At 67.3% G+C, this 13,396-nt stretch carries 12 protein-coding genes; 9 read left to right on the forward strand and 3 right to left on the reverse strand.

Features of this window, described 5'->3' with window-relative positions:
• Together NBG84_RS11180 and NBG84_RS11185 are read left to right on the forward strand one after the other, a co-directional pair.
• A complete protein-coding gene (locus NBG84_RS11180) occupies positions 1-900 on the forward strand; it encodes an ABC transporter ATP-binding protein (protein ID WP_250919198.1) in 900 nt (299 codons plus the stop codon).
• A gap of 123 nt (positions 901-1,023) precedes the next feature.
• The gene (locus NBG84_RS11185) at positions 1,024-2,007 is read left to right on the forward strand and encodes an ABC transporter substrate-binding protein (protein ID WP_250919199.1); all 984 of its coding nucleotides are present in this window, start codon (positions 1,024-1,026) and stop codon (positions 2,005-2,007) included.
• A gap of 246 nt (positions 2,008-2,253) precedes the next feature.
• On the opposite strand, the gene NBG84_RS11190 is transcribed toward NBG84_RS11185, so the two are convergent.
• Entirely contained in the window at positions 2,254-4,143 is a 1,890-nt protein-coding gene (locus tag NBG84_RS11190) for a protein-arginine deiminase domain-containing protein (RefSeq protein ID WP_250919200.1), read from the reverse strand.
• Positions 4,144-5,308: 1,165 nt separating this feature from the next.
• On the opposite strand from NBG84_RS11190, the gene NBG84_RS11195 reads away from it, so the two are divergent.
• The gene (locus tag NBG84_RS11195) at positions 5,309-6,271 is read left to right on the forward strand and encodes a DUF6344 domain-containing protein (protein ID WP_250919201.1); all 963 of its coding nucleotides are present in this window, start codon (positions 5,309-5,311) and stop codon (positions 6,269-6,271) included.
• A gap of 43 nt (positions 6,272-6,314) precedes the next feature.
• On the opposite strand, the gene NBG84_RS11200 is transcribed toward NBG84_RS11195, so the two are convergent.
• Positions 6,315-7,004 (reverse strand): DUF5324 family protein, encoded by a 690-nt coding sequence (locus tag NBG84_RS11200; protein ID WP_250919202.1) that lies wholly within the window; start codon positions 7,002-7,004, stop codon positions 6,315-6,317.
• 368 nt (positions 7,005-7,372) lie between these two features.
• Here NBG84_RS11200 and NBG84_RS11205 point away from each other — a divergent pair, with 368 nt between their 5' ends.
• Positions 7,373-7,903 carry a peptidylprolyl isomerase gene (locus tag NBG84_RS11205; RefSeq protein WP_250919203.1) on the forward strand — a complete coding sequence of 177 codons (531 nt, stop codon included), beginning with the start codon at positions 7,373-7,375 and terminating at the stop codon, positions 7,901-7,903.
• A gap of 173 nt (positions 7,904-8,076) precedes the next feature.
• Complete coding sequence (locus tag NBG84_RS11210; RefSeq protein WP_250919204.1) at positions 8,077-8,973, forward strand: rhomboid family intramembrane serine protease; 897 nt, start codon at positions 8,077-8,079, stop codon at positions 8,971-8,973.
• A gap of 501 nt (positions 8,974-9,474) precedes the next feature.
• Here NBG84_RS11210 and crgA read toward each other — a convergent pair.
• Entirely contained in the window at positions 9,475-9,732 is a 258-nt protein-coding gene (gene crgA / locus NBG84_RS11215) for a cell division protein CrgA (RefSeq protein WP_250919205.1), read from the reverse strand.
• 141 nt (positions 9,733-9,873) lie between these two features.
• On the opposite strand from crgA, the gene NBG84_RS11220 reads away from it, so the two are divergent.
• The 4 genes from NBG84_RS11220 (at position 9,874) to NBG84_RS11235 (ending at position 13,357) form a co-directional block, all read left to right on the forward strand.
• On the forward strand, positions 9,874-10,674 hold the full coding sequence (locus tag NBG84_RS11220; protein ID WP_425608615.1) for a DUF881 domain-containing protein: 801 nt from the start codon (positions 9,874-9,876) through the stop codon (positions 10,672-10,674).
• Between the two features lie 351 nt (positions 10,675-11,025).
• Positions 11,026-11,247: a hypothetical protein gene (locus NBG84_RS11225; protein ID WP_250919360.1), complete on the forward strand. Its 222-nt coding sequence runs from the start codon at positions 11,026-11,028 to the stop codon at positions 11,245-11,247.
• Positions 11,244-11,882 (forward strand): aminodeoxychorismate/anthranilate synthase component II, encoded by a 639-nt coding sequence (locus NBG84_RS11230; protein ID WP_250919206.1) that lies wholly within the window; start codon positions 11,244-11,246, stop codon positions 11,880-11,882. The genes NBG84_RS11225 and NBG84_RS11230 overlap by 4 nt, the downstream gene beginning before the upstream one ends.
• A 32-nt stretch (positions 11,883-11,914) precedes the next feature.
• A complete protein-coding gene (locus NBG84_RS11235) occupies positions 11,915-13,357 on the forward strand; it encodes a class E sortase (protein ID WP_285366635.1) in 1,443 nt (480 codons plus the stop codon).
• Positions 13,358-13,396 lie beyond the last annotated feature (39 nt).

Consider the following 13,396-nt stretch of genomic DNA (forward strand, 5'->3'; position numbering starts at 1 on the left):
ATGAACACCACCGGAACCACAGCGTCAGCGACCGCCCGCGATCTGGCCGCCGATGGTCGGGGAGATCGTGCCAGCAGGCTGGTCACCCGAGACCTGACGCTCGCCTACGACGATCGCACGGTCGTCGAGGGGTTGGACCTCACCATCCCCGATGGACAGGTCACCGTGATCGTCGGCCCCAACGCCTGTGGGAAGTCCACGACCCTGCGTGCGCTGGGACGGTTGATGAAGCCCGCGGGCGGCGCCGTTCTCCTGGACGGTCGGGAGCTGTCCCGCATCCCCACCAAGACGGTCGCCCAGTCGATCGGGCTGCTCCCCCAGACACCCGTCGCCCCGGATTCGATCACGGTCGCGGATCTGGTGTCCCGGGGCCGGCAGCCGCATCAGCACTGGTGGCAGCAGTGGTCCGAGGAGGACGAACGGGCGGTCACGGACGCGATGGCCCGAACCGATGTCACCGCTCTCGCCGATCGACCGGTGGATGAACTCTCCGGCGGTCAGCGCCAACGGGTCTGGGTCGCGATGGCCCTGGCACAGGAGACGGAACTGCTGCTGCTCGACGAGCCGACCACCTTCCTGGACATCGCGCACCAGGTGGAAGTGCTGGATCTGGTGCGCCAGCTCAATGACGAGCGGGGGCGCACGGTTGTCGCCGTACTCCACGATCTCAACCAGGCCGCCCGTTACGCGGACCATCTGGTGGCCATGAAGGCGGGCCGGATCGTCGCTGAGGGGCCGCCCGCGACGGTGGTGACCGCCGATCTCGTACGCGAGGTCTTCGGCCTTGAGGCGGTGGTGGTCCCGGACCCGGTGACCGGTTCCCCGCTGGTGGTGCCGGGCGCACCGCGGGCCCGAGGCGCACGCTCCGACCCTGCCAAGGCTCCCGATCCCCGACGCTGACCGACCCGCTTCACCCCTGGGACTCCTGCTCGGACTCCCCACCCGCTGACCCTTCTGAACCCTCCGTATCCGTACCCCCTGTATCCACACCCTCCGTATCCGAATCAGGAGCAAGGTCCTCTCATGATCAGCAACCCCACCCGGCGCCGTCGCGCCGCTGCCCTGGCGGCCGCCGTCGCGGGCACCCTGGCCCTCACCGCCTGTGGCTCCGAGACGGACTCGGACAAGGCCGAGGAGAAGGGCTCGGCCGCGCAGAAGACCCGTACCGTCAAGACCGTCATGGGCGATGTGCAGGTGTCGGCCGAGCCGCAGCGGGTCGTTGTCCTGGACACCGCCGAACTGGACTCCGTGATCACGCTCGGGGTGAAGCCCGTGGGGGCCACCCGTACCGACTCGGCCTCCGGATTTCCCGCGCATCTGCCGGCCGACAAGCTGAAGGACGTCAAGCTGGTCGGGGAGATGACGGCCCCCAACCTGGAGGCCGTCGCGGCGCTGAAGCCCGATCTCATCCTCAGCAGCAAGCTCCGCCATGGCGACAAGTACGCCGAGCTGAAGGCGATCGCCCCGACCGTGCTGACCGAGAGCACCGGCCTCCCGTGGAAGGAGAACTTCCTTACCCACGCGAGCGCGCTCAACAAGGACGCCGAGGCCAAGAAGACGGTGGCGGAGTACACCGCGCATATCGCCGAGGTCACCAAGGCTTTGGGCGGTAAGGACAAGGCCGCCGCCACCAAGGTCAATATCGTGCGTTTTGTTGAGGGCGCGGATATCCGTATTTACGGCAAGGAGAACTACATCGGCACGCTCCTCACCGATGTCGGTCTGGGCCGTCCCGCCGTCACCGATCAGGCGGAGGACGGCTTTATGCTCAATGTGAGCCCCGAGAAGATCGATATGGCGGATGCCGATGTCATCTTCCACTCCACCATCGGTGACCCCAAGAAGGCCAAGGCGACCGAGGTACTGGGCGGACCGCTGTGGAAGAACCTCGCGGCGGTGAAGGGCGGAAAGGTCTTCCCGGTTCAGGACGAGCTGTGGATCCAGGGCATCGGATACTCCGGAGCGGACAAGATCCTCGATGAGCTCCAGGCTGCCCTGACCAAGTGACGCGCCGAATCGCCCCTCCCTTGGACCGCTGAACCCCACCGCCGAAGAGAATCGTTACTGCGTGGGGCCGCGACCATGGGCGGACGCTGTGCCGCGGCCCCCACGCCATCGAGCGCGTGGGGGCCGCGGCCGCGATCAGAGAATCGTCATTCGGTCAGGAGCGCGGTCAGGATCGCGGTCGGGGTCGCGGTCGGGATCGCCGTGCCGGCTGACGGTCGCCATCCAGGGTCGGCGACACCCGCGCGATCAGGAACGCTTCCACCACGCCCGAGACATGTCCCGCAGCGTATTGGTGCCGCAGTGCACCTCACCGGAGCCCGCGTGGTACGTGTACCAGTCGTCGATGTACACGGTGGTGAAGCCCGCCTTGGCGTACGCAGAGCTCACCGCCGTACCGAAGACGTCCTTGCCGTCGATGACCGGGCCCCACTGCTTGGCCGACAGATAGCGCGAGTCGCTCAACACCACACCATTGACCGCGCCCGGCACATAGGCGCCGTTCTGCCAGACGGCCGGAGCCGCCTTGCCCTGGGCGAACGGCTGCTTGCCCCGCTGGCCCATCTTGAACTTGCCGAAGTAGTCGCCGCCGAGCCGCTGGAGCTTCTGGCCGGTTGCCGCCGGGCCGCTCAGCGAGCCGCGGTAGTAGAGGCCGGGCACCCGAACCACCTCGGCGTCGGTGATCCCCGTCTCGGCCTTCAGCAGCCGTAGATTGGCCTCGATCCGCTCGGTGGCCAGCTTGTTGTCCGCCTGGAAGGCCTGGCTGGCGAGCACCTGCTCAATGGTCTCCGCAGGCGCGGGCATCCCGAACTTCCCCGGCACGGAGAACATCTTCTTGCTTCCGTGGCCCTCAGCCTTGGCCTTCTTCAGCAGGCCGAGACCCCCCTGCGGGTCGGCGATCCCGATCCGCCAGCCGCGCGCGGTCTTCGCGGGCAGGAACTGCACGAACTCATCGACGTGTCCGACCCCGAGCCAGGCCGTGTCGAGCAGCAGCGGGGACTGCATCCCCTGCGAAGCGAGGAAGGTCCGCATCGACTTCGCCGGCAGTGACTTGTAGTCGGGCCGGTGACCCATGATGATCCGGCCCGCCGGATACTCCTTGCCCCGGTGGGCGTAGGGCGGAATCGTCTCCAGGTTGCCCATGGAGTTGAGCGTCCACTCCTCGCTGTCCAGCGCGCCCGCGACCTGCACCACGCCGACATCCTTGCCGCGCAGCCTCTCGAACAGCTCCCGGCCGGCGCTCCGGTCGAGCTGGGCGGAGCGGATCAGCACCCGCATCGCCTGGGTCCTGCCACCCGGTCCCGTCATGCTGACATAGCCGGGTTCAACGAAGTCCTGTGCCCACGGGTCGCCGTACTTGGTGAACTTCTTCACCGGCTTGGTGATGCCAGCCGCCTTGACCTCGCGCTCCAGGTCCCGGACGAACTTGTGCTGCTCCGCCACCAGCTCCGGATAGGTGACGTCCTTGCCCAGCTTGGTGACCAGGACCTCCTGGGCCTTCTGCCGATGGTGGTGAGTCAGTACGGGTGCCGTCTTCAGGAGTACGTCGTCCGAGACGGTGGTTCCACCATCGGTGACGCTCAGCCGGACCTGGACCCGGCCGTCCCACAGCTTGGCGTCCCGCACCACATCGGTGGCCTCGATGCCGAACTCCACACCGGAACGCAGCTCGGCTGCGGTGAGCCGATCGGCTGCGGCGAAGTGCTTCCACTTGCCGCCACGGTTGATGAACAGCCGGGCCTTGCCCTTGCCCACGATCGTGACGCTGCCGGTTGCCTGACCCGAGACCCCCGGGGCGGGAACGGTCCTCAGCCGCGCCAGGTCCGCGGCGTCACTCGCCCCGTTCAGTACGGTGTCGGCGGCGTCATGACAGGCGGCGAGTTGGGCGTCGGTGAGCGGCTTGCCCGTGCTGCTGCGGGTCGGGCAGCGCTTGGCATCGTCATCGATATTGGGCAGGACCACCGCACCGCGAAGGCGCGTCCAGCTGTCCTCACCCGATGTATCGGTTTCTCCGGTGACATCGACCTTGCCGTCCCGGTTGATATCCGCTCGCAAATCCGTTTTCGGTGCGGCGGATGGTGCCGCAATGGCCTGTACACCTCCCGTGCCAATGAGGATTCCGGCTATACCGGTGGCCATAGCGGCGTTTCTCCAGCCCTGGATACCCAAGGTGGTCCCTCCTCGATCGTTTGCCTTTCGAGGGGTAAGAGGGTTGAGCGGCTGGGCGGGTTGACGCTTTCCTGATAGCTGTCTCAATTTCTGAGAATTGACTTAATAACGCGTAGGGGGTGCGACCGGGGAATGAGCCTGGCTACCTCGGAAGAGTGAGTGAAATCGCACCCTGAGAATGACGCGGCCGCATTTGTCCGCCGGTAAGGGCTGTTCCGCAACCCCTGACGGGCGTGCGACGACAGCTACGTACGTGCCTCTTACGCACGTGCCTCTTACGCACGTGCCTCTTACGCACGTGCCTCTTACGCACGTGCCTCTTACGCACGTGCCTCTTACGCACGTGCCTCTTACGCACGTGCCTCTTACGCACGTGCCTCTTACGCACGCGCCTTTGACGCGCCGACACCCGCACGGCCGGGCTCGGTCGAGGCCAGGGAATCGGCCAGGGAATCGGTCATGGAGATGGCCGTGGAGATGGCCGTGAAAATGATGGCGTTCAGCCGTTCGGAGGCACCGTGGAGCCAGTGGGGTCCCCTTGGCGATCGATTCCAGCGGTCAGGGCGGCGAGCCGGGTGTGATCACTCCGGTTGCGCCCGGCGACGTTCCGTGGCACCGGCGAGCGGTAACCGACCGTGATCACCGCGGCGGCGGAAGCCTGGGCGGCGCCCCGGGGTGCAAACAGCCCCGGGCGGGTCCCGCTACTCCTGGGCGACCCGGGGCCCGGACCCGGGCTTCCGGTGACGGCGGGCAGTGGTACCCACCCACCACAGCGCCGAACACCCCGCTCACAAGGCTCCTCGCCCTTTGCCGCCGCTTCGCGACTCCTCCTGACAACCCACCTGACGAACCGAGGCTGACCAACCGAAGGGGAGCGGCGTACCGCTGCCCCCTGGCCGAGAGCGGCTCCCGAGATGCCTACCCTCCGTGTCCGGAGCGGGCAGCTCCGTACCGCTGATGACCCGTCATCAACGCTGCTGTGCCCCGTCCGCAAGGCTCCGATTGAGCCGACCGGGTGGTGTTCATCAGAAGAACTGCGTAGCGGCTGCGTCGGTCCTTCGCAACTTGAGCCGCATACACATCATGAGAAAGGTATGTAGATCGCCCAACACGAACAATGGGGAAGTGAGGGATCATGGCCGCCATCAAGGTCAGAGATCTGTGGACCAGCTTCATCACGGCATTCTTCGCACTGCTCGCCTCGATCGGGCTGACGAGTGCCGCATCCTCGGCAGCCGCCCAGCCCATCGCCCAGACGCCGGAACTGCCCGCCCTGCCCCAGCAGGAGCGCAAGGGAGACGGCGCGCGGGCGGTGGTGCCGGCACAGAGCAGGCGCTGGCGGCCGGCGGTGCGCGAGAGGTCGCTCCCGCCCACCATCAAGCAGCGCATCAGCGCGGAAGCGCATGGCTCGTCCCCGTCGGTGCGCAAGCTGCCCATCCTTGACGCGGACCCGATCGCCACCGCGATCGCCGGCGCTCGGCCCGGATCTGCGGCCGGCTCCAGCAGGGCCCGCTGGCTCGGCCGTGGCAGCGCTGCTCAGCCCGCCGTCGAAACCGGTGGCGCCAAGAGCTCCACCACTGACACTCGTACCACTCACTCATCAGCGAGCACCGGCATGGATGCCTCCCCCTCGGCCGGGGCCCCCGCCGTCGAAGGTGATCACAGCGCTTCCGGGGGACCGAGGGACGGCGCACTGTCCGAGGCGCCGGTGGCACCCGTGGTCCAGATCGTTCCCGTTGGCTTGAGCGTTCCCCACTCGCCGCAGGGAGTGCCCACTGAGGAGCACCGGTGCGGGGATGCCGACGATACCGACGGAGCTCTCGACCAGCGGGGGTCCCTCGACCAAGGCCAGGACGGTACGGCGGCCGGCGTGGATCGTCATCGCGCTCTGGTCCCGCACGGTGAAGGCGCTGGTGCCGATGTCGATTTCGGTGTCGGCGTTGACGGGGTGGACGGGGTTCTCGATCAGAGTCAGGGCTGTGCCGTGGGCCCGGATCACGGGCGGGTCCTTGACCTGGACCAATACCGCGCTCTTGCGCTCGATTCGGATGCCGACGACGACTACCCGGGCGCATCACAGACACTCAACGCGGCATGAGGTGCCGGGAGACCAGCAACCCTCCCGGCTCCTCATACGGCGGTCAGCGGCGTTCGTCCCCGTCCGCGGCCTCCGCTTCGTCCTGCTTCGCCTGCACCTCAGGGTCCAGAGCCTCCGGGCTGCCGTCGACGGCGGCCAGCGGATTGCGCTCCGAGACCTCGGTGGCGGCGGGCGGCTCCACCAGCCAGTCGGGATTGGCCTGCCGGTCCCACCACTTCCAGAGGGCGAAGGCACCGCCGGCCACCGCACCGACGATGGCCAGACCCTTGCCGAACCGTGCGGCCTTGGAACGCCGTTGGTGCTTCTTGATGAGCTTCTGAACTTCCTTCGCGGTTACCTGACCACGCAGCGCTGCCAGTGCGGCAGCGGAGCGAGACGCAGCTTCGTCCCGTACGGGACCAGCGGCTGCAACCGCGTGTTCCACGCGCGGCTTGGTGTAATCCGCCGCTTGACGAGCGGCTTTCCGGGTCTGGAGTGCGGCTCGGTGCGCAGCCTCGTCCACCTTCGGCGGCACATGCGGTGCCACAAAGGTGTCGTATTGAGTACGGGCCTGGTAGCGGGCCTGCTTCGCGGCCTTGTTGACCTTGGGTGCGATCCGTGCACGAGTCTCGTGTGCGTAGAGCGCGGCCTGGTCCTTGGCCGTTCCGGCGTATGGCGCCACCACTTCCGCGGCGTGCAGCACGCTCTCCTTCGCCGAATCGGTCGCGGCGCGCACGCTGTCCATGCGGGTCACGGGAATCCTCCTCCTCGGTGGCGTTCCTAGCCCTGGGGCGATCCCCAGCGCGGCATTTCTCGCCTTTCCGCCTGTTCGAAAATCATGCCTGTTGACTGCCATCCCGGCATGTGGGGCGGGCATCCGGGTCAATCCGCCACCGTCGCCCGCTGCGCGCCGACCGCACCGAGCGGTCCTGGCTGACCACGTCGAGTGACGGCGATCGGCGACGCTGAGTGATCGCAATCGACCGTGCCGGGTACGGGTACTGCCCAGATTCCCGGTGGTTTTGCGCCCCCTGGGCGACCGGTGCCGCAGGGTTTCCGTCTGCGCTCCCGTTCCGTGCGAGGATCGGAGCCGTACAGAGCAGTCTTACGGAAGGCAGGACCGTGGCCGAGCAGCTTTTCGCCACCCTCAAGACCAACCACGGCGACATTGAGATCCGGCTCCTGCCGAACCACGCGCCCAAGACGGTGAAGAACTTCGTCGAGCTGGCGAGTGGCGAGCGCGAGTGGACCAACCCCTCGACCGGCAAGAAGTCCAAGGACCGCCTCTACGACGGCACGGTCTTCCACCGGGTCATCGAGGGCTTCATGATCCAGGGCGGGGACCCGCTGGGCAACGGCACCGGTGGTCCGGGCTATGAGTTCGCCGATGAGTTCCACCCCGAGCTGGGCTTTGACAAGCCGTATCTGCTGGCCATGGCCAACGCGGGTCCGGGTACCAACGGCTCCCAGTTCTTCATCACCGTGTCGGCCACTTCCTGGCTGACCCGCAAGCACACCATCTTCGGCGAGGTCTCCAACGACGCCGGCAAGAAGGTCGTGGACGCCATCGCGTCCCTCCAGACCAACCCGCGCACGGACCAGCCGCTCAATCCCGTAGTGATCGAGTCGGTTGTCATCGAGACGCGCGGCTAGGCGGCGGTCCCGCGCGTCCGCCAAGGACCGCGGAACAGCGCCGGGGCGCCCGTAGGGAGAAGCACAGGGCCCGACGCGGGCACGTTCCTCGGCGAGCAGGGGAACAAATTCGCCCCGTCCATCCGTCTGGATGGACGGGGCGGTGTGTTGCGTCGGGAGGATTGAGGGATCTCATGGACCAAGCGCCAGGCAGTCCGCAGGGGCCACAGGACGCGCCGAGCCTGCCCAAGTGCTACCGGCACCCCGACCGTGACACCGGCATCAGCTGCACCCGGTGCGAGCGGCCGATCTGCACGGAATGCATGATCAGCGCGTCGGTCGGCTTCCAGTGTCCCGAATGCGTACGCACCGGTTCCGGTACCGGCCATGCCCCGGACGCCAATCGGCCGCGCACGATAGCGGGCGGCAGCATCACCGATGACTCCTTCCTGGTCACCAAGATCCTCATCGGAATCAACGTCGCCGTCTTCGTGATGGTGCTGGCGCTGGGCGAGCGCTTCCTCGCCGAGACCGAGCTGATCGGATACGCCTACAGTCCGCAGCTGAGCGAGATCGTCGGGGTGGCGCACGGCCAGTGGTACCGACTGGTCACCGCGGTCTTCCTGCACCAGGAGTTGCCGCACATCCTCTTCAACATGCTCGGCCTCTGGTTCCTCGGCAGGATCGTGGAGCCCGCCCTCGGCCGTAGCCGCTTTATCGCCGTCTATCTACTCTCCGGCCTCGGCGGTAGTGCGCTCGCCTATCTCCTGGCGGCGCCGAATCAGCCGTCCCTCGGTGCCTCCGGCGCCATCTTCGGTCTGATGGGTGCCTTCGCGGTGCTGGCACGGCGTACGAACATCGATATGCGGCCGGTCCTGATCATCCTCGCGGTGAGCCTGGTGCTGACCTTCACCCGGCCGGACATCTCTTGGGAAGGTCATATCGGTGGACTGGTCGCCGGAGCTCTGATCACCCTCGGGCTGGTGTACGCGCCACGGGATCGACGGACTCTGGTCCAGCTGGCGACCTGTGCGGCGGTGCTGCTGTTGATCCTGGCCACCGTCGTCGGCAGGACCGTTTCACTCACCTGATCGATCGGTTGTCCACAGCGGGTGCCGGATCTCGCGCGAGGTGTGGGGTACATGTGTGCGGCTTGTCACGGAGTCGTGTTTCCCCAGCAGGGACAAGGGGCCCGCCGCATCACCAGGATGACCTAAGCAGTCACACCGGCGTCAACCTCTTGAAGGTTATCCACAGATCGTCTGACCTTTTCCCCACTGTGGACAACTCTGTGGATAACCTTGGGGCAGAGCTTGACGAGCAGGGCCATCAGGCCCTACGAGGCTGATCGCGCAGCGCCACCGCCGGGCCCGTCCTGGCTCGGGGGAGCCCGCTAGACCGGCGGCGTCCAAACCGCCGGGACATGCCGAACGGCACGTTGGGTGACCCGGGTAGGCCAGCCGTCTCGACCAGCCACCCGGGGCCGACCAACGCGTCCGCTCCACGAAGCAGAGCACGCAGAAATGCGCGGGCGCTGGCAAGCCAGCCCCGCTCGCGCTGGGGTGCGCCTCAGGACGCGGTCCGCTGTGGAGCTACTTCCACTGGGTGGAGACACCGAAGCCCGCGGCGATGAAGCCGAAGCCCACGACGATGTTCCAGTTCCTGAGGGACTCGATCGGCAGCTTGCTCTCGGTCACATAGAAAAGGACGATCCAAGCGAGGCCGATCAGGAAGAGCGCCAGCATCACTGGAGCCACCCAACTGCGGTTGGTCAGCTTGATGCTGGTGGCCTGCTTCGTCGCCGTAGGCGGCGTGGATTCCGACTTCTTGCGGATACGTGACTTCGGCACGAGGGACTCTCCTGTCGATGCGCTGCGTGACCGCGCAGGGAACTGTGGCTGGTGCCGGGGCTGGAGCGACGGGGACCACTGCCCTCCCCCGGGCGTCCGTTAGCGTAGTGCTTCCGCGGCGCCTGAGGAGATAAGGGTACGTTGAGCAATTCTGCCGACTCCCGGCACGGGCCGGAAGACAGCCAGCCTGGTCATGGCCCAGAGACGGTCCGCGCCCTGAAACGGCGCACGGGCCGAGTGCTGACCGCTGCCGTCTTCGCCCTCGCCGGTGTGATCTTCGTGACCAGCTTCAACACCGCCAAGGGCACCAATCTGCGGACCGATGACTCACTGCTGAAGCTCTCCGACCTCATCCGGGAGCGCAGCGCCCGAAACGGCGATCTCGATGAGTCCACGGCCGCGCTGCGCGAGGACGTGGACTCCCTCGCCGAGCGCCAGCACGACCTCACCGACGCCGAGGACAAACGGCTCGGCGCCCTGGAGGGGGCGGCCGGAACCAAGAAGGTCGGTGGCAGCGCGCTGACCGTCACCCTCAATGACGCCCCGCCCGGTGCCCAGGCCGCCCCCGGCTATCCCGAGCCGCAGGCCAATGACCTGGTCATCCACCAGCAGGACCTCCAGGCCGTGGTGAACGCCCTCTGGCAGGGCGGCGCCAAGGGCATCCAGGTCATGGACCAGCGACTGATCTCCACCAGCGCGGTGCGCTGTGTGGGCAACACCCTGATCCTCCAGGGGCGGGTCTACTCCCCGCCGTACAAGATCACGGCAGTCGGTGATCAGGACCGGCTCAGGAAGGCGCTCGACACGTCTTCCGCGCTCCAGAACTACCAGCTCTATGTGAAGGCGTACGGTCTCGGCTGGAAGGTGGACGAGCGCAAGGCGGTGACTCTCCCCGGCTACTCGGGCGCGGTGGATCTCCACTACGCGAAGCCGGCCGGCTAGCAGGTGCTCCCGCAAGACCTCTCGGCCGAGACCCGAGACTCAGGCGGTTCTCAGGATCGGCGGTTCTCGGGATCGAACGATCTTTTTCGTTCACCGGGTTGGCCAGAAGGACGCTCTAGCGATCTCGATAGGTAACGAATGGGTCGATTACCTACCGAAAGTGCCAGATTTCGCCTAGTCGGGCCGTGGGTCGGTCCTCGTGACGGGCGAGCCGCGGCCACCGTTTGATCGCCCCTGCGCGGCCGGCTGCCGCCCGGCTGTGACGGACGGCAAACCGGAAGCTTTACGCAGCTGACCCGCTGGACCCTGCCGCCCTTTAGTCTGGAGCGGTACCGAATGGAAAGGGACGGCATGTACGGCTGGATCTGGCGGCATCTGCCGGGCAATGCGTGGCTGCGGGCAGTTCTCTCGCTCATGCTCGTCCTGATGGTCGTCTACGTGCTGTTCCAGTACGTCTTTCCGTGGGCGGAGCCACTGCTTCCGTTCAACGATGTGACGGTCGACGGAGCGGGCGCGGGAGCGGGCGACGCCGCAACGACAGGGAGAGCGGCAGCAGAAGGAGCGGTCCGGTGAGCGCACGCGTCCTGGTGGTCGACAACTACGACAGCTTTGTCTTCAACCTCGTCCAGTACCTCTACCAACTCGGCGCCGAGTGCGAGGTCGTACGGAACGACGAGGTCGAGCTCGCCCACGCCCAGGACGGCTTCGACGGTGTACTGCTGTCTCCCGGCCCCGGCGCTCCCGAGCAGGCCGGCGTCTGTATCGAGATGGTGCGCCACTGCGCGGCCACCGGGGTGCCGGTCTTTGGAGTCTGCCTCGGGATGCAGTCCATGGCCGTGGCGTACGGAGGCGTGGTGGATCGCGCACCGGAGCTGTTGCACGGAAAGACATCGCTGGTCACCCATGGTGGCAAGGGCGTCTTCGCCGGTCTGCCCTCGCCCTTCATCGCGACCCGCTACCACTCACTCGCCGCGGAGCCGGCCGCGCTGCCCGCCGAGTTGGAGGTCACCGCGCGTACCGCCGACGGCATCATCATGGGGCTGCGCCACCGTGAGTTGCCCGTCGAGGGGGTGCAGTTCCACCCCGAGTCGGTGCTGACCGAGCATGGTCATCTGATGCTCGCGAACTGGCTGGAGCAGTGCGGTGACATCGGAGCGGTCGGCCGTTCGGTAGGCCTCGCGCCAGTGGTGGGCAAGGCCCTGGCGTGACCACCCGGCGCCCCGGGGAGGAGTACGACCCCCTGGCGGACCCGGACCCTCCCGCAGCGCCATGGCTACGGGAGCAGTCGGCTGTTGAGCCCGAGCAGGGTGGGCGCGGCCGGACGGCTCATGGCGGACTCCCGGGAGATGCCTCCCCCGGCGCGCGGGCCTACACCGAGAACTATCAGCAACAGGGTTGGTCCCCCCGCCCTGAGCCACGGCGATCACCGGGTTCGGGCCCGGGGCCCGGTCCTGGACAGCAACCGGGAACAGCACCCGGGCCAGGAGGGACCGTCGGGCGGGAGCGGGGGCGCGGCCCCGGGCCGACGCCCGGGGGAGTTCCGTCCCAGCCGGGTACGCGGGGCTCCAGGCCGATGTCCGGGCCTGGACCGGGGCAGGGGTCCTGGGATGAGCCCAGGCAGGGGAGCGGCCGCGGACGGCATGGCCAGAGGCGCGCAGAGCCCTATGAACGGGTGGGCGACACACACTCTTTCGGCCAGCCGGCGGGCTCCCGGCCGATATCGGAACGGTTCGACCCGGTAACGGCCCCTATGCCGCTCATCACGGAGTTCGGTGGCGCGAACGCCTCCCAACCATCCGCCGCTCTTTGGGAGTCCGCCGCTCCGGATCGCGGGCCCGAGCGGCCTCCCGGGCCTGGACGGGCCGAGCGTAGAAGAGCGGCCAAGGGGCGCGGGCGCAGACGCTCAGGTCCGCCTCCGGGGGGCGAAGGGGCGTCGGGGAGTGGCCCGGGACCGGGTCCTGCCGGTCGACCGTTGACGCGCGTTGAGGCTCGGCGTGCCGCCCGGGAGGCGAAGGAAAGCCCCGCCGTGGTCGCCAGCCGAGCCATCGGAGAGCTCTTCATCACCTTCGGTGTGCTGATGCTGCTGTTCGTCACCTATCAGCTCTGGTGGACCAACATCCGCGCCGGGCAGGAAGTCGACCGCGAGACAAGCAAGATCCAGGACGCCTGGGCCGCCGGTCGCAAGCCGGATGCCTTCCGCCCGGGCGAGGGCTTCGCCATCATGTACATCCCGAAGTTGGACGTGGTCGTCCCGGTGGCCGCCGGTATCAACAAGGAGAAGGTCCTCGACCGCGGAATGGTCGGTCACTACAGCGAGGGCAAGCTCAAGACCGCGATGCCGTCGGACCGTACGGGCAACTTCGCGGTCGCGGGCCATCGCAACACCCATGGCGAGCCGTTCCGCTACATCAATCGCTTGAAACCGGGCGATCCCATCGTGGTGGAGACACAAGACACGTACTACACCTATGAGATGGCGAGCATCCTGGACCAGACTCCACCGTCCAATGTCAGCGTCATCGATTCGGTGCCGCCCGGTTCCGGTTTCTCCGAACCCGGTCGCTACATCACGCTCACCACATGTACCCCGGAGTTCACGAGTACCTTCCGAATGATCGTATGGGGCAAGATGGTCGAGGAACGACCTCGCAGTAAGGGCAAGCCGGACGCGCTCGTAGGCTAGGGACTCCAGTTGTCCAGTCGGCCAGACGGGAAGAGAAGC

This window comes from Streptomyces albipurpureus (assembly GCF_023701525.1).
Taxonomy (GTDB): domain Bacteria; phylum Actinomycetota; class Actinomycetes; order Streptomycetales; family Streptomycetaceae; genus Streptomyces; species Streptomyces albipurpureus.

What these genes read in the sequence shown, in the direction of transcription:
- NBG84_RS11180 (WP_250919198.1), top strand. Translation starts at nt 1, where the DNA reads ATGAACACCACCGGAACCACAGCGTCAGCGACCGCCCGCGATCTGGCC.
- NBG84_RS11185 (WP_250919199.1), top strand. Translation starts at nt 1,024, where the DNA reads ATGATCAGCAACCCCACCCGGCGCCGTCGCGCCGCTGCCCTGGCGGCC.
- NBG84_RS11190 (WP_250919200.1), bottom strand. Translation starts at nt 4,143, where the DNA reads ATGGCCACCGGTATAGCCGGAATCCTCATTGGCACGGGAGGTGTACAG.
- NBG84_RS11195 (WP_250919201.1), top strand. Translation starts at nt 5,309, where the DNA reads ATGGCCGCCATCAAGGTCAGAGATCTGTGGACCAGCTTCATCACGGCA.
- NBG84_RS11210 (WP_250919204.1), top strand. Translation starts at nt 8,077, where the DNA reads ATGGACCAAGCGCCAGGCAGTCCGCAGGGGCCACAGGACGCGCCGAGC.
- NBG84_RS11225 (WP_250919360.1), top strand. Translation starts at nt 11,026, where the DNA reads ATGTACGGCTGGATCTGGCGGCATCTGCCGGGCAATGCGTGGCTGCGG.